This is a genomic window from Microbacterium istanbulense, assembly GCF_037204145.1.
Lineage (GTDB): Bacteria > Actinomycetota > Actinomycetes > Actinomycetales > Microbacteriaceae > Microbacterium > Microbacterium istanbulense.
Genome location: NZ_JBBDGN010000003.1, coordinates 169,693 through 190,526 on the forward strand (window position 1 = coordinate 169,693; position 20,834 = coordinate 190,526).

Sequence of the window (20,834 nt, forward strand, 5' to 3'; positions counted from 1 at the left end):
TTTCCATTGTGTTACAGAAACAATCTGAAATCAAGGGTTTTGTGACTAACCCCTGAGAGGAGCATGCGTGCGTCGATCGGGAGTGGCCCTCGCCGCCGCTGTTGTCCTCATGGCAGAAGGCGTCGCCCTCGGCGTCGTCTCGCTGCTCGAACTCTTCGCCCTCACCTCGGGCCGGGCCTCGTCCACACCCACCGGTGCAGCGCTGGTGGTGCTGACGCTCATCGGCGCGGCGGCCCTGGTCGCCTTCGGCTTCGGCGTCTTGCGCGGCGTCTCATGGGCGCGCTCGGGTGGCATCCTCTTCCAGGTGATTGCGATCGCCCTGGCGCTGTCGTCGCTGTCGCTGCAGCCGGTGCCGTGGACGTTCACACTGGGCCTCGGTGTCGCCGGAGTCGCCGGGCTCGTGCTGCTCATCCTCACCGCACGTCGCGAGGGCGGCTCCGACCCGCGCACGCACCGCCCCGACGCGGACTGAGCGCGCCGGGACGGTCGCAGATCACGCGTCCAGGCCCAGCATCTTGCGCAGACGCGCGACGTGGCCGGTGGCCTTGACGTTGTACATCGCCTCGGTGATGATGCCGTCCTCATCGAGCACGAAGGTCGAGCGGATGACGCCCTCGACGACCTTGCCGTAGTTCATCTTCTCGCCCCAGGTGCCATATGCCGAGTGCACGGCATGGTCGGGGTCGCTGAGCAGGGTGAACGACAGCCCATCGCGCGCGCGGAATTCCGCCAGCTTCGCCGGCTCGTCGCGGGAGATGCCGATCACGCGATAGCCGGCGCCCTCGAGCGAGGAGAGGCTGTCACGGAAGTCGCAGGCCTGTGTCGTGCATCCGGGCGTCATCGCCGCCGGGTAGAAGTACAGGATCGTCTTCGTGCCGCGCAGATCGGCCAGCGACACCGCAGTGCCGTCCTGGTCGAGCAGCGTGAAGTCGGGAGCAGGGGCACCGGGTTCGAGTCGCTCGTTCGTCACCTGGTCAGCCTACCGGCGGTCAGCGACCGGGGGAGGAGAACGTCTCGAGCAGACGCTGCAGCGAGTCCAGACGTGCGCGCTCGCTGGCGCCGAGCTCGCCGGCGGCCGCTGCCTCATTCAGAGCGCAATCCTCGGCGTCGGGCAGGTGCGTGCAGCCCCGGGGACAGTTCTCGGCGATCACAGCGAGCTCGGTGAACGCCGCGAGGATGTTCGCCGGATCGACGTGCCCCAGGCCGAACGATCGCACGCCGGGAGTGTCGATGACCCACCCCGAGCCGCTCGGGCCCTCATAGCGCAGCGACACGGTCGACGAGGAGGTGTGGCGCCCACGACCCGTGACCTCGTTGACGTGTCCTGTCGCTCGATGGGCGGTCGGAACGAGCGCGTTCACCAGCGTCGATTTGCCGACACCCGAGTGCCCGACGAAGACCGTCGAATGCCCGACCAGTGCCTCGCCGATCTCGGCGACCGGCATCTTGCCCCGTGCACTGGTGAACACGCGCAGATCGTCCAGTCCGTCGAAGTGGCTGAGGAAGGCGGTGGGGTCAGCGAGATCGGTCTTTGTCACCACGAGGAGCGGCCGGATGCCGGCATCCAGAGCTGCGATCAGGTAGCGATCGACCAGGCGCTCCCGCGGTTCCGGATCCGCGGCGGCCACGACCACGAGCATTTGATCGGCGTTCGCGACGATGACACGCTCGACCTGATCCGTGTCGTCTGCGCTGCGGCGCAGCAGGGAGGTGCGCGGTGCGAGCCCGACAATGCGGGCCAACGTGCCGTCCTCGCCGCTGGTGTCGCCGACGACGCGGGCCCGGTCGCCTGTGACGATCGGGGTGCGGCGCAGTTCTCGGGCACGGGCGGCGGTCACCATGCGCTCGTCGTCGGTGTTCTCACCGATGAGCACGCTGTAGCGGCCGCGGTCGACCCCCAACACACGGCCGAGTTCCGCGTCATCATGCGCGGGGCGGCGCTTGGTGCGAGGACGGTTCGCCTTCGGGTTCGGCCGCGTGCGGATACGACTCTCGTCGAACTCGTCGTACTCGTCGTCAAGACCGTCGTCGTCGCCGAGCCAGCTCACGCGGTGGTGCCTCCCCGCATCCGATCCCAGAGCAGCGTGAACTCGGGCAGCGTCTTGGCGGTCGTGCCGATGTCGTCGATCTCGACACCGGGCACGCGCAGCCCGATCAGGGCGCCGGTGGTGGCCATTCGGTGATCGTGGTACGCCGGCCAGGCGCCGCCGTGCAACGGCACGGGCGTGATGCGCACACCGTCGGAGAGCTCCTCCGCCTCGCCGCCGAGTGCACGGATGTTGGCGACGAGCGCCGCAATGCGGTCGGTCTCGTGCGTCCGGATGTGGCCGACCCCACGGATCGTGGTCGGACCGTCGGCGAACACTGCCAGCCCCGCGATCGTCGGGGTGAGCTCGCTCGCCGCGGACAGGTCGAGGTCGGCGCCGCGGATGCCGTCACCGGCGCGCACCGTCAGGGCGCCGCCGTGGCGCGACGTGTGTGCGCCCAGCGCGTGCAGCAGCTCGGGCAGCAGCGCACCCGGCTGGGTGGAGTGCAGCGGCCAGCCGGTGATCGTCACATCGCCGCCGGTCACCATGGCCGCGGCGAGGAACGGCGCGGCGTTGGAGAGATCGGGTTCGATCGCGATCTCCTTGGCGCGCGGCACACCTGCCTCGACCAGCCATTCGCCGTGCCCTGGGCGTTCGATGCGGATGCCGCGCCGACTGAGGGATTCGATGGTCATGTCGATGTGCGGCAGGCTCGGCAGATGAGTGCCCGTGTGCACCAGGTGCAGGCCCACATCGAAGCGCGGCGCCGCGAGCAGGAGGCCCGAGACGAACTGGCTCGATCCGGAGGCGTCGATCTCGACGCGGCCGCCGCGAATGCGGCCGTGGCCGCGGATCGTGAACGGCAGGGCCCAGGTGCCCTCATCGTCGACGTCGACGCCGAGGTCGCGCAGGGCCGTGATCATCACGCCCATTGGGCGGTGCAGTGCCGACTCGTGGGCGGTCAGATGCACGTCCTCCGAGGCGAGGCCGGCGAGCGGCGCGATGAACCGCATGACCGTGCCCGCCTGCCCGCAGTCGATCGTGGCACCGCCGTGCAGCGGTGCGGGGGTGACCAGCAGGTCGGGGCCGAACTCCCCGCCGCCGTCGATCTCCTCGATGCCGACGCCGAGGGCGCGCAGAGCCTCGATCATCCGACGCGAATCGTCGGAGTGCAGCGGGGCGATCAGGCGGCCGGGGCCGTCGGCGATCGCCGCGATCATCAGCTCGCGATTGGTCAGCGACTTCGAGCCGGGGATGGTCAGCGTCGCGTGTACCGGCGCGTCGACGAACGGCGCCGTGTAGGCGCCGCCGGTGGACGCGGGGGAATACCTGTGCTCACTCATCGGTTCCTACCCTAGTGAACCCCGGCGCAAGAGCCGAGGATCGGCAAGGGAAGGATCGGGCATGACAGCGGCGACGCTGGAGCGGGAGATCGAGGAGGTCGTCGGCCTAGACTGGCCGGTGATGGACGAGACAGTATCCGAAGACCCTCGGCGCGAGTTCGAGGAGCAGGCGATCCCGTACATGGATCAGCTCTATGCGGCGGCGATGCGCATGACGCGCAACCCCGCCGACGCAGCCGACCTCGTGCAGGAGACCTTCGTGAAGGCCTACGGCTCGTGGGCGACGTTCTCGCAGGGTACGAACCTCAAAGCGTGGCTGTACCGCATCCTGACCAACACCTACATCAACATCTATCGCAAGAAGCAGCGTGAGCCGTTCCAGGGCACCATCGATGAACTCGAGGACTGGCAGCTCGGCGGCGCCGAATCGACCACGGCCACACATGGCCGGTCGGCCGAGGCAGAGGCGATCGATCGGATGCCGGCATCCGTCGTCAAGGACGCGCTCCAGGAGGTGCCGGAGGACTTCCGCCTCGCGGTGTACCTCGCCGATGTCGAAGGGTTCTCGTACCAGGAGATCGCCGACATCATGAAGACGCCCATCGGCACCGTGATGAGCCGGTTGCACCGGGGGAGGCGCATGCTGCGCGAACTGTTGGCTGACTATGCCGCCGAGCGAGGAATCGCGGCGGCCCAACTGAGGAGCGGGAAATGAGCGATTGCGGCTGCGAGAAGGCACGCCGGGATCTGGAGGAGTACCTCCGCAACGAGGTGTGCAACACCGAGCACGCCGAGATCCGTGAGCACCTGGACAATTGCCCCTCCTGTCAGGAGGAGATGCAGGTGAGCGTCACGCTCACCGAGGTGATCGCCCGCGCCTGCAAGGAAACCGCCCCCGAAGAACTGCGCGAGCAGGTGTTCCTGCGCCTGCGCGAGATTCAGGCCAGCGCGCACTGACCCTCGAGGGCGAGGCTCGGCCGCAATCGCCGCGCCCCCTAGGCTGTCGGCATGACGGACATCGACGCCAGAGACCAGCCAGCCGACCCGCGATCCGCCGAGCGACTGCACCGTTCCGGCTTCGACTACCGCATCATCGACACCGCAGATGCGCAGGCCACGGCCGCGTTTCTGCGGGCGGAGACCCGCGGTTTTCTCGATGCCGAACCCACGGATGAGTCCAGGGATGAGATGGCGGGCATCCTTCAGGATCGCCGCAACATCGGCGTGTTCGACGGCGACGACCCGCTGCCGATCGCGACCGTGAACTCGTGGGTGACCCCGCTGACCGTGCCCGGCGGCGAGGTGCCGATGTGGGCGATCAGCTCGGTCACCGTTTCGGCCACCCATCGCCGCCGGGGCATTGCCAGGCAGCTGCTGGAAGGTGAGTTGCGGGCGGCGGCGACGGCCGGTGTGCCGGTGGCAGGGCTCACCGTCAGCGAGGCCACGATCTATGGGCGGTACGGATTCGGAGCCGCGATCCCCGTGGCGCAGCTCACGATCGACGCGCGGCGCGCCGGATGGGGCGCCCCCGATGCATCCGGGCGGTTCGCGTACGTCGAGAAGGACGAGCTCGCAACCGTCCTCGGCGAACTGCACGACCGTGCTCGCACGCAGCGGGCCGGGCAGATTGCCGGGTGGCCGGCACGCTGGCGACGGATGGCGGGCCAGGGCCCGTCTGACAAGGGCGCCGCCGAGGTGCGCGGCGTCGTCTGGCGCGACGACGAGGGAAGGCCACGCGGCGCCGTGGCGTATCGCCTCGCGGAGGTCGAAGGTGAGTTCCGCGCACAGCTGCAGGTACGCCATCTCGTCGCCGACACTGACGAGGGGCTGCGGGCGATGTGGTCGTTCCTGCTGCACCACGATCTGGTGAACAGGGTGTCGGTGGATCTGCGCCCCGTGGACGACCCCGTCACGTGGCTTGTCGCCGACCAGCGGGCCGTCACCCAGCGCGTGCACGACCATGGCTGGCTGCGCATCCTCGATGTGCCGGCAGCCCTCCAGGCGCGCACATACGCCGGCGACGATCTCGAGATCACGGTCGAGGTGACCGACGCGCTCGGCTTCGCGGAGGGGATCTGGCGCGTCCGCGTGTCCGGCGGCACGGCGACCGTGCAGGCGACGGATGCCGCACCGGACGTGACACTCGACGTCGCCACCCTGTCGTCGGCGTATGTCGGGGGAGTGCCGCTCACACAGCTGGCAGCAGCCGGACGAGTGCACGGCGACGGGGCGCAGATCATCGCGTTCTCCGAGGCGCTGCGCAGCCCTGAGGCCCCTGTGCTGTCCATCTGGTACTGACCGCGTACGACCGCACACACGCGAGAAAGCCCCTGACCTCGGAAGGTCAGGGGCTTTCTCGTTGATCGTCAGAGCGTGACAGCCCGGCGGATCAGCTCGGCCTGCTCGATGGCGTGCACCTTCGACGAACCCGTCGCGGGCGACGCGGATGCCGGGCGCGACACGTCGCGGAACTCGCGGTCACCCGGCACCTCGGCGAACGCCAGCGCCAGGAACGGCCAGGCGCCCTGGTTCTCCGGCTCTTCCTGCACCCACACCAGTTCGGCGTTGGGGTACGAATCGGTGACGGCCTTGAGCTCGTCGATCGGGGTCGGGTAGAGCTGCTCGAGACGCACGAGGGCGACCTCGGGGTTCGGGTTCTTCTCCAGCTCGCTGCGCAGGTCCCAGTGCACCTTGCCCGAGTGCACCAGCACCCGCTTGACGGCGTTGCGGTCGAGTCCGCGGTCGTCGTCGATGACCGGCACGAACCGGCCCTGCGTGAAGTCCTCGACCGGGCTGGTGGCACCGCGCAGGCGCAGCATCGCCTTGGGCGTGAACACGATCAGCGGCTTGCGCGGACGGGCGTACGCCTGACGACGCAGCAGGTGGAAGTACGACGCGGGGGTCGACGGGCGCGCGACGGTCATGTTGTCCTGCGCGCACAGCTGCAGGAAGCGCTCCATGCGGGCCGACGAGTGGTCAGGGCCCTGGCCCTCGTACCCGTGCGGCAGCAGCAGCACGACACCCGACTGCTGGCCCCACTTCTGCTCCGCGGCAGAGATGTACTCGTCGATGACCGACTGGGCGCCGTTGGCAAAGTCGCCGAACTGGGCCTCCCAGAGCACGAGCGCCTTGGTGTCTTCCACCGAGTAGCCGTACTCGAACCCGAGGGCGGCGTACTCGCTGAGCAGCGAGTCGTAGACGAAGAAGCGGCCCTGACCGTCGGCCAGGTTCGCCAGCGGCAGCCACTCCTGACCGTTCTGCCGGTCGTGCAGCACGGCATGCCGCTGCACGAACGTGCCACGGCGCGAGTCCTGACCGGCCAGGCGCACCGGGGTGCCCTCCACGAGCAGCGAGCCGAAGGCGAGCAGCTCGCCGAAGCCCCAGTCGATGTTGCCGTTGCGGCTCATCTCGACACGCTTGTCGAGCTGCTGCTGCAGCTTGGAGTGCACGGTGAAGCCGTCGGGCTTGTTCGCGTGCGCATCGCCGATGAGCTGGATCACCTCGGTGGCCACACCCGTGACATCCGGGCTGCCGACAGGCTCGTCGTCCGGCGCCGGCGCGGCTGTCTGCACGGCGATCGGCGTGGCGCCGGTCTCGGCGGCGTGCGTCTCGGCGAACGCGATCTCCAGGCGGTTCTGGAAGTCGGCCTTCGCCTCGTCGTACTCTTCCTCGGTGATGTCGCCGCGACCGACCAGAGCCTCGGTGTACAGCTTTCGCACCGAGCGCTTGGCCTGGATCAGGTCGGTCATCAGCGGCTGGGTCATCGACGGGTCATCGCCCTCGTTGTGACCACGGCGGCGGTAGCAGACCAGGTCGACCACGACATCGCGGTGGAACCGCTCGCGGTACTCGAAGGCGAGCTGCGCCACACGGATGACGGCCTCGGGGTCGTCGCCGTTCACGTGGAACACCGGCGCCTGGATGGTCTTGGCGACGTCGGTGGCATACACCGAGGTGCGCGAGTCGTTGGGCAGCGTGGTGAAGCCGACCTGGTTGTTCACCACGACGTGCACGGTGCCGCCGGTGCGGTAGCCGCGCAGCTGCGACATCTGCAGGGTCTCGACAACGACACCCTGACCGGCGAAGGCCGCGTCACCGTGCACGAGGATCGGGAGCCACGCGAACGTGCCGATGGGCTTGCGGTCCTGCTTGGCGCGCACGATGCCCTCGAGCACACCGTCGACGGTCTCGAGGTGGGACGGGTTGGCGGCCAGGTAGACCGGCAGCTCCGACTTGTCGTCGGCGACGAAGGTGCCCTCCGTGCCGAGGTGGTACTTCACGTCACCGGAGCCGCGCTGGTTGCCGGTGGCGGCGAGACCCTCGAACTCACGGAAGACCTGACCGTAGGTCTTGCCGGCGATGTTGGTGAGCACGTTCAGACGGCCGCGGTGAGCCATACCGATCGCCGCACCATCGAGGCCGGCGCCGGCTGCGCCCTGCAGGATCTCGTCCAGCAGGGGGATCAGCGACTCGCCACCTTCCAGCGAGAAGCGCTTCTGGCCGACGAACTTCGTCTGCAGGAAGGTCTCGAAGGCCTCCGCCTCGTTGAGCTTGCGCAGAACCCGCAGCTGCTCGTCGTGACCGGGCTTGACGTACTTGACCTCGAGCTTCTCCTGGAACCAGCGACGCTGCTCCGGGTCCTGGATGTGCATGTACTCGATGCCGACGGTGCGGCAGTACGAGTCGCGCAGCACACCGAGGATCTCGCGCAGCTTCATGACGCGCTTGCCGCCGAAGCCGCCCGTGACGAACTCACGGTCCAGATCCCAGAACGTCAGGCCGTGGCTCTCGATCTCGAGGTCGGGGTGCGAGCGCTGCATGTACTGCAGCGGGTCGATGTCGGCCATCAGATGACCACGCACACGGAACGAGTTGATCAGTTCCTGCACGCGGGCCTGCTTGTCGACGCGCTCGGCCAGGTCGACGGCGATGTCGGCGTTCCAGCGGATCGGCTGGTAGGGGATGCGCAGGGCCGCGAAGATGTCGTCGTAGAAGCCGCGCTCGCCGATGAGGCGCTCGTGCACCTTCTTCAGGAACTCGCCCGATCCTGCGCCCTGGATGACGCGGTGGTCGTAGGTGCTGGTCAGGGTGATGGTCTTGCCGATGCCCAGTTCGGTGAGCACCTTCTCGCTCGAACCCTGGAACTCTGCCGGGTACTCCAGCGCTCCGGCGCCGATGATGCTGCCCTGGCCGCGCATGAGGCGCGGAACGGAGTGCACGGTGCCGATGCCACCGGGGTTGGTCAACGAGAGCGTGGTGCCCTGGAAGTCGGCGGCGCCGAGCTTGTTGGCCCTGGCGCGGGTGACGAGGTCTTCGTAGGCGGAGAGGTACTCGCCGAAGGTCATCGTCTCGGCACGCTTGATGCTCGGCACGAGCAGCGCCCGCGTGCCGTCGGGGCGGGGCAGGTCGATCGCGATGCCGAGGTTGATGTGTGCGGGCGAGACGGCGGAGGGCTTGCCGTCGATCTCGGCGTAGAAGACGTTCTGGCTCGGGAACTCCTTGAGCGTCTGGATCAGCGCCCATCCGATCAGGTGGGTGAAGCTGATCTTGCCGCCGCGGGTGCGGGCCATGTGGTTGTTGATGACGATGCGGTTGTCGATCATCAGCTTGGCGGGGATGGTGCGCACGCTGGTCGCGGTGGGGACGGTCAAGGACTCGTCCATGTTGGCGGCGAGCGTCTTGGGCAGACCGCGCAGCACCGTGACCGTGTCTTCCGAGGCGGGCGCCTCTTCCTTCGCCTGAGGCTTCGGTGCCTGGGCGGGGATGGGGGCGGATGCGGCAGGCTTCGCGGTCGTGCGGGCGACCGGCTGCGCGCCGATCACGGGCACGGGAGCGGTCACCGGGTGGGCCTCGGAGGCAGCAGCCGGGGCGGACGGCGCGGACGTCGTGGACTCAGGCTGGTAGTTCTCCAGAATGGGCCACCATTCCTTGTCGACGGAGTTCCGGTCCTGCTTGAACTGCTCGTAGAGTTCGTCGACGAGCCAGGAGTTGGCCCCGAACCCTCCGTCGCCGCCGCCGGTCACCTGGTTCGACACTCTCGATCGCCCTCTTTCGTCGATGAATCGGTGTGTGCAGGACGCTTCGCGCACGACGAGCGGCCCTGTCACGTTTCGGCTCTCAAGCCTAGTGCCATTCGTGACGGGGATCGCATGCCTCGCCCGGGAGGTTCCCGGTCGTCTGCGGGGTGCGCGGAGTAGCGTGGGCGTATGCAGTTCTCTGGTGAGCGACCGATGGTGGATCTGACGTATTCGGACGTGTTCCTCGTTCCGCGGAGGTCCGCGGTGACCAGCCGTCTGCAGGTCGATCTGGCGCCGAACGACGGCACGCCCGCGACCGTCCCTCTGGTCGCGTCGAACATGAACTCGGTCACGGGCCCGCGCCTGGCCGCCACCCTCGCCCGCCGCGGCGGGCTCGGAGTGCTGCCGCAGGACCTTCCGTTGCAGCAGTTGGATGCTGCGATCCGCTGGGTCAAGGACCAGCCGTCGCGCTGGGACACCCCGATCGTGCTGCCCCCGCACGCGAGCGTGGCGGATGCGCTCGCCTTGATGCCGGCAGCGGCAGGTCACGGCGTGGTCGTCGCGGATGCCGCCGGCAGCACCCGCCTGCACGTGGACGAGATCCGCGGGATCGTGCCGGCCACCCGGCTGGCGACCGCGCTGCTGGACGCCGCACTCGGTGACATCGTGCGCGGTCACGCCCCCGCACTGGATGCCGAGGAGGTCGGTGACGGCCGCGCGGCGTTCGACACGATCAGCGCGCTGGACTCCGAGATGGTGCTCGTGCTCGATCACGGGCACCTCGTCGGCACCCTCACCGCACGCTCGGCACTGCGCGGCAGCCTGTACCGCCCGGCGGTCGACGAATCCGGACGGTTGGCGGTCGCCGCAGCGGTCGGGATCAACGGCGACGTCGCGGGCAAGGCGAAGGCGCTCGCCGCTGCTGGCGTGGACGCGCTCGTCGTCGACACCGCGCACGGGCATCAGGAGGGCATGCTCCGCGCCCTGTCGGCCGTCGCGGCGCTCGACCTCGGCATCCCGATCGTGGCAGGCAACATCGTCACCGCCGACGGCGTGGCCGATCTGGTCGACGCCGGCGCCAGCATCCTGAAGGTGGGGGTGGGGCCGGGCGCGATGTGCACCACGCGCATGATGACCGCGGTGGGACGCCCGCAGTTCTCGGCCGTGCTCGAGACCGCGCAGGCCGCACGGGAACGCGGCGCGCACGTCTGGGCCGACGGCGGCGTGCGCTACCCGCGGGATGTGGCGCTCGCGCTCGCCGCAGGCGCGGCATCCGTCATGATCGGCTCGTGGTTCGCCGGCACGATCGAGGCGCCGGGAGAGTTGCAGCGCGACGCCGACGGGCGACTGTTCAAGGAATCGTGGGGGATGGCCTCCACCAAGGCCGTGCAGGCGCGCTTCGGCCGCCTCGACGCCTACGAGCAGGCGCGCAAGGAGCTGTTCGCCGAAGGGATCTCGTCGTCGAAGATCTACCTTGACCCGCTGCGACCGGGCGTCGAAGACCTGGTCGACATGATCACCTCCGGTGTGCGTTCCTCGTTCACCTATGCCGGGGCCGCGACGCTCGCGGACTTCCACGAGCGTGCGCTCGTGGGACTGCAGTCGGCGGCGGGCTACGAAGAGGGAAAGGCGTTGCCGGTCAGCTGGTGATCGGCGGCGCACGACGCTCAGCCCGATTCGCTACAATCGTCGACACAATGGACGACCCTCCTTCTTGCAGTACATCGCCCCACCGCCCGCCCCTCGGAATTGACGAGGGGAGCAGCTGATGGAATTCCTCCTGCTGGGCGTGGGGCTTCTTCTCACAATCGGGACCGGCCTGTTCGTGGCCAGCGAGTTCGCACTCGTCAATCTCGACCGCGCCGAACTCGAGTCGCGACAGGCCCGCGGCGAGTCGCGACTGGGGCTCACGATCCGGGCGTTGAAGATCACGTCCACGCACCTGTCATCGGCGCAGCTGGGCATCACGCTCACGACGCTGCTCACGGGATACACCATGGAACCGGCGCTCTCCCGCCTGATCGGTCCCGTGTTCGTGTCCTGGGGGTTGCCGGAATCCGTGGTGACGCCGCTATCGGTGACGATCGCGATGTTCATCGCGACGGTGCTCTCGATGATCCTCGGCGAACTCGTGCCCAAGAACTTCGCGCTGGCGTTGCCGCTGGCCACCGCCAAGGTGGTCATGCCCTTCCAGACGGCCTTCACCGCGGTCTTCAAGCCGGCGATCGTGGTGCTCAACGGCAGTGCCAACGCGGTGCTGCGCGCGATGGGCATCGAACCGAAGGAAGAGCTGTCCGGCGCGCGGTCGGCCGAGGAACTCTCCTCGCTCGTGCGGCGCTCGGCGAGTGCGGGTGTGCTCGAGGAGGACACCGCCTCGCTGCTGGATCGCAGCCTCACCTTCGCCCGCCTCACCGCCGACGACATCATGACGCCGCGCCCCAGCATGCACGCACTCGCGGTCGGGGACTCCGCCGAAGACGTCATCCTGCTCGCCCGCCGCACCGGGCACAGCCGCTTCCCCGTCTATGACGACGATCTCGACGACATCACCGGCATCGTGCACCTGAAGGCGGCCGTGTCCGTGCCGCGAGAGCGGCGCGCCGACGTGCCGGTCGGGGCGCTCGCCACCGAACCGCTGCGGGTGCCCGAGACCGTGCACCTCGACGCGCTGCTCGCGGAGCTGCGCGCCACCGGCTATCAGCTGGCGATCGTCGTCGACGAGTACGGCGGCACCGCGGGTCTGGTGACGCTCGAGGATCTCGTGGAGGAGATCGTCGGAGAGGTCGCTGACGAGCACGACCGCTCGCGCGCCGGCGTCGTCACCCGCGCCGGTTCAGTGACCTTCCCTGGTGAGCTGCGCCCGGACGAACTGCTCAGCCGCACCGGCATCCCGGTGCCGGAGGGCGAGGTCTACGACACCGTCGCCGGCTACGTCATGAGTGTGCTGGAGCGGGTGCCTGCCCTCGGCGACACCGTGCGACTCGAGCACGGCACCCTCGAGGTCGTCCGGATGGACGGCCGCCGCATCGATCGGTTGCGGTTCACGCCCGACCCGGTCATCGAGACGACGGAGGAGGAACGATGAGCGACTGGGCAGGCCTGGTCTGGCTGGTAGTGCTGCTGATCGCCAACGCCTTCTTCGTCGGCGCCGAATTCGCCGTGATCTCGGCCCGGCGTTCGCAGATCGAACCGCTCGCCGAGCGGGGATCCCGCGCGGCGAAGACCGCGCTGTACGCGATGGAGCACGCCACGCTCATGCTGGCGACCTCGCAGCTGGGCATCACGATCTGTTCGCTGCTGATCCTGAACGTCTCGGAGCCGGCGATCCACCACCTGCTCGAGGTGCCGCTGGGCATCTTCGGCTGGGATGCCGGAGTGGTGACCGTGGTCGCGTTCGTGATCACCCTGTCGCTGGTGTCGTTCTTGCACGTCGTGTTCGGCGAGATGGTGCCGAAGAACCTTGCGTTCTCGGTGCCCGACCGCGCCGTGCTCATGCTCGCGCCGCCGCTCGTGGCCGTGTCGCGGCTGTTCCGCCACGTGATCTGGGCCCTCAACGCCACCGCGAACGGTGTGCTGCGCCTGTTCCGGGTGGAACCGAAGAACGAGGCGGCATCGACGTTCACGCTTGACGAGGTCGCCACGATCGTCGACCAGTCCCGTCGTGAGGGCGTGCTGGCGGATGCCGCAGGCACCGTGGCCGCCGTTGTGGAGTTCACCGACAAGAAGTCGCGTGATGTCGCGGTGCCGCTCTCCGAGCTGGTGACGCTGCCCGAGGACACCACACCAGACGACATCGAACGCGCTGTCGCTCGTCACGGGTTCTCCCGCTACGTGATCGTGGACGCCGACGACGTCCCCGTGGGCTATGTGCACCTGAAGGACATCCTGCGCGGCGGTGAGGGCCCGGAGGCGGCGGCCAGGGCGGCGCTGCCGGTGCCGGCCAAGCGCATCCACCACATGGTGCCCGTGCATGAGGACACCGACCTCGAAGACGCGCTCGCGGCCATGCGCCGTGCCGGACGCCACCTGGCGAAGGTGCGCGATTCGGCCGGTGAGGTGACCGGCGTGCTGTTCCTGGAAGACATCCTCGAGGAGCTCATCGGCGAGGTGCAGGACGCCACGCGACGTGGTCACGGCCGCTGACCCACCGCGAGCGCGCCATGGGTAGTCCTCCCCATGGCGCTCTCGCGACGGTCGTCGTATCGTGTTCGGGCGGGGCCTGGGATCTTCCCGGAGCGTCGGTGCCGGCCGAGGGGGAGTCGTCACCGAGCGGGCATCCGGCGAACGACCCGATCTGCCTGGGGGAGGCGATCGGGTCGTTCGGCCTTGAGGGCGCGGCCCGATGCCCTACCGTGGAGGGATGCTCGAGGTGCGGGAGTGGCGCGCCGGTGACACCGCCGGATTCTTCCGGGTGCCCGGCGCCGACGACGACAAGTTCTCCCGCGGCGTCGTGGGCCTCCGCACCGGTTCGGCGCAGTACCCCGGCGCTGCTGTGCTGGGGGTCGAGGCCGCCTGGCGGTCCGGCATCGGCTTCGTGCGGTACGCGGGGGATGCCACCGCCGCTGTTCTCGCCCGACGGCCGGAGACCGTCACCGGCGACCCTGCGCGCATCCGGGTCGATGCGTGGGTGATCGGCTCCGGTACGGATGGCGGTGCACGCGACGAGCACGAGACGGCGGTGCTGCGCGAGCTGCTCGCCGGCGACGTGCCGGTCGTGACGGACGCCGGTGCCCTCGACCTCGCCGTGGCTGCGGCGGCGCCGCTGATCCTCACCCCGCACGCGGGCGAGTTCGCCCGGCTCTGTGAAGCGCTCTCCATCGATGCGCCAGCCCCCGGCGATCACGCCGAACGGGAGCTGCGTCTGCGCGCGGTAGCCGCAGATCTCGGCCAGGTCGTGCTGTTGAAGGGGGCCCGCACGCTCGTCGCCGATCCGTCCGGCACCCTGCTCGCCGTCTCGGCGGCACCCGGCTGGCTGGCCACGGCCGGAGCGGGGGACGTGCTGGCCGGCGTCCTCGGTGCTCTCGTCGCCGCCCATCCCACCGCACCCAGGGCCGAGGTCGCGGCGGCTGCCGCCTGGCTGCACGGCCATGCCGCGGCCATCGCCTCGGGCACGGCGCAGGGCGGCGCAGGGCATCCGATCCTCGCCCTGGACGTCGCCGAGGCACTGCCCGCCGCCATCGGGTCGCTCCTGGCATGACCCGCTCCGCACCGGCGGCCCCCCTCGTCTGGGCGCTCTTCACCGTGGCGCACCTGCTGGTCGCCGTGCTCGGCTGGGTGCTGCCCAGTCAGCCGATGGGTGATGTCGTGCTCGTCTATCTGCCATGGTCCTCGTCTGCGCTGGGCGGCGGCGCCATCGTCGGGATCACCGAGCCCTGGGTCTACCCACAGCTGGCCCTCGTGCCGATGCTGCTCGCGCACCTGCCCGCAGCGCTGCTCGAGGCGGCGGTGGGCGCCCAGGGTGCCTACCTCATCGGCTGGGCCGTGCTCGTGACCGTGTGCGACCTCATCGCGTTCGCGGTGCTCGTCGGGCGCGGCCGCAGTCGGGCGCGGGTGCTGGCCGGCGGGTTCTGGGCGGCGGCGATCGCGCTGCTCGGCCCGGTAGGCATGTACCGCATCGACGCGGTGGTGGTGCCGCTCGCGGTGGTCGGCGGGCTCTGGCTCGCGCGGCGCCCGGTCGTCGCGGCGGTGTTGTTGACCGCCGGCGCGTGGATCAAGATCTGGCCCGGCGCCCTCGTGCTCGCTGCCATCGTCGCCCTCGGCACACGGATGCGGGTTGCCTTGGCCGCTGTCGCGACGACGGTGTTCCTGCTGCTCGCGCTGCTGCTCGCCGGGGCGGGCGGCTACGCCTTCGGCTTCCTCGGAGAGCAGACCGGGCGGGGCCTGCAGATCGAAGCGGTCGCGGCGACGCCCTTCCTGTGGATGGCCGCCACCGGCACGGCATCCATCTCGTACAGCTATGACATCCTCACCTTCCAGGTGGCTGCTCCCGGCGTCGAGCTCACCGCGGCGCTGCTCACACCGCTCATGGTCCTGATGGTGGCCGCTGTGTCGAGTGTCGGCGTGTGGAGCATCCGTGCCGGCGCCGCCGGGCAACGGTTGCTTCCGCCTCTCGCCCTGGCGCTGGTGACCGCCTTGATCGTGACGAACAAGGTCGGATCTCCCCAGTTCCAGACCTGGCTGATCGCCCCGATCGTGCTGTGGATCGTCTGCGACCGTGCCCGCGCGCTCACCCCCGCCCTGCTCGCACTGGCGCTGTGTGCGCTGACCTTCGCCATCTACCCTGTCTTGTATGACGCACTGCTGCACGCCCAGCCGTTGCCGATCCTCGTGCTCACCGTGCGCAACGTGGTGCTCCTCATCCTGTTCATCCATTCGATCCGCGCGATCGTGCACGCCGCGGCTGATCGCCGCTGACCACACCTAGGGAGTCCCATGCTCGTCGCCTTCTCTGTCGCCCCGTCCGGAACCGGCAACGTCGACGGATCCGTGCATGACGCGGTCGCCGCCGCTGTACGTGTCGTCCGCGAATCCGGCCTACCGCACCGCACAACGAGCATGTTCACCGAGATCGAAGGCGAGTGGGACGCGGTCTTCGATGTGGTCAAGCGCGCGACGGATGCCGTGATGCCCTTCGGCTCGCGCGTCTCGCTCGTGCTCAAGGCCGACATTCGCCCCGGCTACACCGGCGAGCTCGACGCCAAGATCGAGCGCCTTGAGGCGGCGATCGACGAAGCGGACGTCTGAGCGCCGCTAGCATTGACGGGTGACTCCCTCGAATCTCTCGAGGGGGGCGGCGATGAGGGCGCTCCTCTCCCTCGCCATCGGCAGCTTCGGCATCGGCATGACCGAGTTCGTGATGATGGGGCTGCTGCCCGACGTCGCGCGTGATCTGCTCCCCAGCCTCTGGGCCAGCAACCACGAACAGGCCATCGGCCAGGCCGGCATCCTCATCTCGATGTACGCGCTCGGCGTCGTCGTCGGCGCGCCCACGATCGCCGGTGCGGTCGCCCGCTTCCCGCGGCACCGCGTGATGATCGGCCTCGCGCTGGCGCTCACCCTGTTCAACGCGCTGGCGATCGTCATGCCCACCTTCGGCCAGGTAGGCCTCGCCCGCTTCCTCGCGGGGCTCCCGCACGGGGCGTACTTCGGCATCGGTGCGCTCGTCGCCGCTGACGTGCTCGGCCCCGGGCGTCGGGCCCAGGGCGTGGCCTTCATCCTCTCCGGCCTCACGATCGCGAACGTCGTCGGGGTGCCGCTGGGCACCTTCCTCGGTCAGCAGTGGGGCTGGCGCACGGCATTCCTCGTCGTCACGCTCGTGTTCGCCCTCGCCACGCTCTGCATCGCCCTGTTCGTACCAGAGCACCCGGGCGACCCTGGACGCACGCTGCGCTCGGAGCTGGGGGTGTTCCGGATCGGACAGGTCTGGTTCGCCCTGGCGTCGGGCGCGATCGGCTTCGGCGGCTTCTTCGCGGTCTACAGCTACATCGCTCCGCTGGTCACCGACGTCGCCGAGGCGCCGGAGTGGGCGGTTCCGATCACGCTCGTGCTCGTGGGGGTGGGCATGACGGTCGGCAACCTGCTCGGCGGCGTGTTCGCCGATCGTGATCTGCGGCGCACGCTGCTGGCGGGGCTGGCCGGACTCGCGCTCGTCCTGGTGCTGCTCGCCCTGCTGGCATCTTCGATCGTGCTGCTCATGGGCCTTGCCGTGCTCGTCGGGCTGGTGTCGTCTGTGCTGGCGCCGGCGATTCAGACCCGACTGATGGATGTCGCCGGCGAGAACCAGTCGATCGCCGCCGCTCTGAACCACTCGGCGCTGAACATCGGCAACAGCCTGGGCGCCTTCGTCGGCGGCGTCACCATCTCGATGGGGCTCGGTTTCACCTCACCTGCGTGGGTGGGCGCGCTGCTGGCCCTCCTCGGCCTGGGCATCGCCCTGCTCGCCTTCCGGTTGGAGCGGAGACCCGTCGTCCGCGTCTGAGCGCTGGTTAGAGTGTGGGCATGGAACCTGCTCTGCCACTGGCCGGTACCGCGGTGGTGCTGCGCGATGGCGCACACGGCCTCGAGACGCTCATGCTGCGCCGCCCTGCCACCGGGTCTTTCGCCGATGCGTGGGTGTTCCCTGGGGGCAAGGTCGAGCCCGCTGACGGTGACCCGGCCGAGGCCGAGCGCGACGTGGCAGCACACGCCGCCGTCCGCGAGACCCTCGAGGAGACCGGCATACGCGTTGCGGATGCCGTGGCGCTGTCGCTGTGGACGCCGCCGGCGCAGGCGCCCGTGCGCATCCGCACCTGGTTCTTCATCGCCCGTGACCTCGGTGACGACGTGCACATCAACCCCGGCGAGATCGTCGACGCGGTGTGGTGTGCTCCGGAGGAGACGCTGCGGCGGCATGCGGCCGGTGAGCTGGTGCTGTTTCCGCCCACCTGGGTGACCCTGCACGGGCTGATCGGGCACGACCGCGTCGCCGACGTCTACGCCGCGACGGGCGAGCCGGGGCGGTTCGCCACCCGGATTGCCGGTGAGCCGGCAGGCTCGCGGTTCCTGTGGGCGGGCGATGCGGACTATCCGGATGACCCGGGCCCGGCATCCGCACGGCACCGCCTGGACACGGGGCGACTGCCCTGGCGGTACGAGCACCGCTGAGGGTGCTCAGGCGTCGAGTAGCCTGGCCAGGTGCTGACCGACCGGTTCGCTCTCGATGAGGAACCCGTCGTGGCCGAAGTCGCTGGTGAGCACGACGGCCTCGTCGTCGATGAGGTTCGGGATGCTGCGAGCGATGCGCTGCTGCCCGTCGACGGGGAACAGCCGGTCGCTGTCGATGCCGAGCACGAGCGTCTTGGCCGTGACCGTGCGCAGTGCCTCTTCGACACCCCCGCGATCGCGGCCCACGTCGTGCGAGTTCATGGCCTCGACGAGGACGAGGTAGCTGTTCGCATCGAAACGGCGGGTGAACTTGTTGCCGTGGAAGTCGAGGTACGACTCGACGGCGAATCGCCCGCCCTGGCCCAGCGGCGAGATGCCCGACTGCCACGAGCGCTGGAAACGCTGGTTCAGCTCGATCGGGCTCCGGTAGTTCAGCAGCGCCATTCGGCGCGCCAGGGCCAGCCCGCGATGGGGTCCCTCACCGAGGGCGGCGTCGTAGTACTCACCACCGGCGAACCGTGGGTCCATCCGCACCGTCTCCAACTGCACGAAGTTCAGGGCGAGCTGGTCGGCGGTCGTCACCGGGGGAGAAGACAGCACGGCGAGGCGCTCGAGGCGCTCGGGATGCATGATCGCCCACTCCAGGGCGTGCATGCCGCCCATCGAGCCGCCGATGATCGCCGCGAACCGCTCGATGCCGAGCGCATCGGCGAGGAGTGCCTGTGAGGCGACCTGGTCGCGGATCGTGAGGTAGGGGAACCGTGCGGCCCACTCGTACCCGTCTGGCGCGATGCTGGCGGGTCCGGTGGACCCCTGGCAGCCGCCGAGCATGTTCGGGGCGATCACGAACCAGCGGTCGGTATCGATGGGGCCGCCGGGGCCCACGATATCGGCCCACCAGCCGGCCGTAGGGTGCCCGCGGCCCGCATCGCCGCGCACATGAGAGTCGCCGGTGAGGGCGTGCAGGATGAGCACCGCGTTGTCGCGAGCGTCGTTGAGCTCGCCCCAGGATTCCCAGGCGAGGCGGATGCCGGGCAGCTGGGCGCCGTTCTCCGTGCGGAACGTGCCGAGGGCGGTGAACATGCGATCCCCGACGGGGTCGCCGTCGCGCCACGCACCGCTGGCCGGCGGACGGGCTCGCAGCAGGCGTACGTCGGCCTCGGTCACGGGCGCGGAGGGCACCGTGTCTTCGGAGGTCGTCTGCCAGTCCATACGCCCATTCTCGCCGGTGGTGGTGGTGTCCGCCCGCAGGTTACACCCCGACACACGACATCGCCCCTCGGCCGGTGAGGCCCAGGGGCGATGTCGAATTGCTCTGTCAGGCGCGCGCGGCCTCAGAGAGGCGACGTGCGGCGGCGAGGGCGCCTTCGAGGTCGGCCTTGAGGTCGTCGACGTTCTCCAGACCCACCGACAGGCGGACGAGGCCAGGGGTGACCCCGGCGGTCAGCTGCTGCTCCGGGGTGAGCTGGGCATGCGTGGTGGATGCGGGGTGGATCACCAGTGAGCGCACGTCACCGATGTTGGCGAGGTGGCTGAACAGCGTGAGGTTGTTCACGAACTCGCGTCCGGCCTCCACGCCGCCCTTCAGCTCGAAGGACAGCACCGCGCCGACACCCTTCGGGGCGTAGGTGTTCGCCGCGGCGTACCACGGCGACGACGGCAGTCCGGAGTAGTTCACCGCGGCGACGTCGTCGCGGCTGTCAAGCCACTCCGCGATCTCCTGGGCGTTCTGCACGTGGCGTTCGATGCGCAGCGACAGGGTCTCGACACCCTGGATGAGGTTCCACGCGCTCTGCGGTGCGATCGCCGAGCCGAGGTCGCGGAGCAGCTGCACGCGGGCCTTGATGATGTAGGCCAGGCTGTCGCCGACCGCGGCCGTGTAGCTGGCGCCGTGGTACGAGGGGTCGGGCTCGGTGAGGCCGGGGAACTTCTCGACGTTCTCGGACCACGCGAAGCTGCCGCCGTCGATGATCACACCACCGATCGTGGTGCCGTGGCCGCCGAGGAACTTCGTGACGGAGTGGATGACGATGTCGGCGCCGTGCTCGAACGGACGGATCAGGTACGGGGTGGCGATGGTGTTGTCCACGATCAGCGGCACGCCGTTCTCGTGGGCGATGTCGGCCACCGTGCGGATGTCGAGCACGTTGATCTGCGGGTTGCCGATGGTCTCGGCGAAGAACAGCTTGGTGTTCGGACGCACGGCGCGGCGCCACTCTTCCGGGTCGTCCTGGTTCTCGACGAAGGTGACCTCGATGCCGAGCTTGGCGAGGGTGTACTTGAAGAGGTTGTACGTGCCGCCGTAGATGGAGCTCGAGGCGACGAAGTGGTCGCCGGCCTCGGCGATGTTGAGGATGGCGAACGTGGAGGCGGCCTGGCCGCTGGAGAGCACGAGGGCGCCGCTGCCGCCTTCAAGAGCCGCGAGACGCTGCTCGAGCACATCCTGGGTGGGGTTCTGGATGCGGGTGTAGATGTTGCCGAACTCGGCCAGCGCGAACAGGTTCGCGGCGTGGTCGGCGTTGTCGAACACGTACGACGTGGTCTGGTAGATCGGCGTGGCACGCGCCTTCGTCACCGGGTCCGGGGCAGCGCCGGAGTGGATCTGCTTGGTCTCGAAGCGCCAGTTCTCGGGTGCGGACATGAGATTCTCCCAGGGTCTGAGTGAGCGAAGTGGTGTGCGGCGGGTACGGCGGATGCCTTGTGGTGAGAGTACGGAAGCGCGCCGCGCGTCAACAAGCGAGGGGAAATGTGACGTAACACGCCCTCTGCGGTGTGCACAGGTCGGATGCGCAGAAAGGTCGTAC

At 69.3% G+C, this 20,834-nt stretch carries 18 protein-coding genes; 12 read left to right on the forward strand and 6 right to left on the reverse strand.

Annotation, left to right across the window (positions count from 1 at the left end):
• The first annotated feature begins 67 nt into the window (after positions 1-67).
• Positions 68-472: a hypothetical protein gene (locus WDU93_RS05505; protein WP_337318405.1), complete on the forward strand. Its 405-nt coding sequence runs from the start codon at positions 68-70 to the stop codon at positions 470-472.
• A gap of 21 nt (positions 473-493) precedes the next feature.
• Here WDU93_RS05505 and bcp read toward each other — a convergent pair whose 3' ends face one another.
• Genes bcp through aroA form a run of 3 tightly spaced genes read right to left on the reverse strand, consistent with a single transcriptional unit; the run spans position 494 to position 3,370 of the window.
• On the reverse strand, positions 494-970 hold the full coding sequence (gene bcp, locus WDU93_RS05510; protein WP_337318407.1) for a thioredoxin-dependent thiol peroxidase: 477 nt from the start codon (positions 968-970) through the stop codon (positions 494-496).
• 19 nt (positions 971-989) lie between these two features.
• Positions 990-2,048 (reverse strand): ribosome small subunit-dependent GTPase A, encoded by a 1,059-nt coding sequence (rsgA, locus tag WDU93_RS05515; protein ID WP_337318410.1) that lies wholly within the window; start codon positions 2,046-2,048, stop codon positions 990-992.
• On the reverse strand, positions 2,045-3,370 hold the full coding sequence (gene aroA, locus WDU93_RS05520; RefSeq protein ID WP_337318412.1) for a 3-phosphoshikimate 1-carboxyvinyltransferase: 1,326 nt from the start codon (positions 3,368-3,370) through the stop codon (positions 2,045-2,047). Before aroA ends, rsgA begins: the two co-directional genes overlap by 4 nt.
• Positions 3,371-3,491: 121 nt before the next feature.
• On the opposite strand from aroA, the gene WDU93_RS05525 reads away from it, so the two are divergent.
• From WDU93_RS05525 to WDU93_RS05535, 3 genes are read left to right on the forward strand one after another with little or no spacing between them, the layout of a single operon-like run.
• On the forward strand, positions 3,492-4,085 hold the full coding sequence (locus WDU93_RS05525; RefSeq protein WP_337318482.1) for a sigma-70 family RNA polymerase sigma factor: 594 nt from the start codon (positions 3,492-3,494) through the stop codon (positions 4,083-4,085).
• Positions 4,082-4,327, forward strand: coding sequence for a mycothiol system anti-sigma-R factor (rsrA, locus tag WDU93_RS05530; RefSeq protein ID WP_337318415.1), 246 nt, complete (start codon positions 4,082-4,084; stop codon positions 4,325-4,327). Before WDU93_RS05525 ends, rsrA begins: the two co-directional genes overlap by 4 nt.
• Positions 4,328-4,378: 51 nt before the next feature.
• Entirely contained in the window at positions 4,379-5,668 is a 1,290-nt protein-coding gene (locus WDU93_RS05535; protein ID WP_337318417.1) for a GNAT family N-acetyltransferase, read from the forward strand.
• 68 nt (positions 5,669-5,736) lie between these two features.
• Here the strand turns inward: WDU93_RS05535 and WDU93_RS05540 are convergent, their stop codons facing one another.
• Entirely contained in the window at positions 5,737-9,405 is a 3,669-nt protein-coding gene (locus WDU93_RS05540) for a multifunctional oxoglutarate decarboxylase/oxoglutarate dehydrogenase thiamine pyrophosphate-binding subunit/dihydrolipoyllysine-residue succinyltransferase subunit (RefSeq protein WP_337318419.1), read from the reverse strand.
• Between the two features lie 171 nt (positions 9,406-9,576).
• Between WDU93_RS05540 and guaB1 the strand changes: the two genes are divergently transcribed.
• The 8 genes from guaB1 to WDU93_RS05580 all read left to right on the forward strand — a co-directional run bounded on the left by guaB1 (position 9,577) and on the right by WDU93_RS05580 (position 18,030).
• Entirely contained in the window at positions 9,577-11,037 is a 1,461-nt protein-coding gene (guaB1, locus tag WDU93_RS05545) for a GMP reductase (RefSeq protein WP_337318421.1), read from the forward strand.
• 118 nt (positions 11,038-11,155) lie between these two features.
• Positions 11,156-12,472 (forward strand): hemolysin family protein, encoded by a 1,317-nt coding sequence (locus WDU93_RS05550; RefSeq protein ID WP_337318423.1) that lies wholly within the window; start codon positions 11,156-11,158, stop codon positions 12,470-12,472.
• Positions 12,469-13,530 (forward strand): hemolysin family protein, encoded by a 1,062-nt coding sequence (locus WDU93_RS05555; protein WP_337318425.1) that lies wholly within the window; start codon positions 12,469-12,471, stop codon positions 13,528-13,530. The genes WDU93_RS05550 and WDU93_RS05555 overlap by 4 nt, the downstream gene beginning before the upstream one ends.
• A 199-nt stretch (positions 13,531-13,729) precedes the next feature.
• On the forward strand, positions 13,730-14,584 hold the full coding sequence (locus WDU93_RS05560) for an ADP-dependent NAD(P)H-hydrate dehydratase (RefSeq protein WP_337318427.1): 855 nt from the start codon (positions 13,730-13,732) through the stop codon (positions 14,582-14,584).
• Positions 14,581-15,801 carry a hypothetical protein gene (locus WDU93_RS05565; protein WP_337318429.1) on the forward strand — a complete coding sequence of 407 codons (1,221 nt, stop codon included), beginning with the start codon at positions 14,581-14,583 and terminating at the stop codon, positions 15,799-15,801. The genes WDU93_RS05560 and WDU93_RS05565 overlap by 4 nt, the downstream gene beginning before the upstream one ends.
• Positions 15,802-15,819: 18 nt before the next feature.
• The gene (locus tag WDU93_RS05570; RefSeq protein ID WP_337318431.1) at positions 15,820-16,131 is read left to right on the forward strand and encodes a thiamine-binding protein; all 312 of its coding nucleotides are present in this window, start codon (positions 15,820-15,822) and stop codon (positions 16,129-16,131) included.
• 52 nt (positions 16,132-16,183) lie between these two features.
• Complete coding sequence (locus WDU93_RS05575; RefSeq protein WP_337318433.1) at positions 16,184-17,365, forward strand: MFS transporter; 1,182 nt, start codon at positions 16,184-16,186, stop codon at positions 17,363-17,365.
• Between the two features lie 20 nt (positions 17,366-17,385).
• A complete protein-coding gene (locus WDU93_RS05580) occupies positions 17,386-18,030 on the forward strand; it encodes an NUDIX hydrolase (protein WP_337318435.1) in 645 nt (214 codons plus the stop codon).
• 6 nt (positions 18,031-18,036) lie between these two features.
• On the opposite strand, the gene metX is transcribed toward WDU93_RS05580, so the two are convergent.
• Both metX and WDU93_RS05590 read right to left on the reverse strand, forming a co-directional pair.
• Positions 18,037-19,242 carry a homoserine O-acetyltransferase MetX gene (gene metX / locus WDU93_RS05585; RefSeq protein WP_337318437.1) on the reverse strand — a complete coding sequence of 402 codons (1,206 nt, stop codon included), beginning with the start codon at positions 19,240-19,242 and terminating at the stop codon, positions 18,037-18,039.
• A gap of 106 nt (positions 19,243-19,348) precedes the next feature.
• Positions 19,349-20,671, reverse strand: coding sequence for a bifunctional o-acetylhomoserine/o-acetylserine sulfhydrylase (locus WDU93_RS05590; RefSeq protein WP_337318439.1), 1,323 nt, complete (start codon positions 20,669-20,671; stop codon positions 19,349-19,351).
• Positions 20,672-20,834 lie beyond the last annotated feature (163 nt).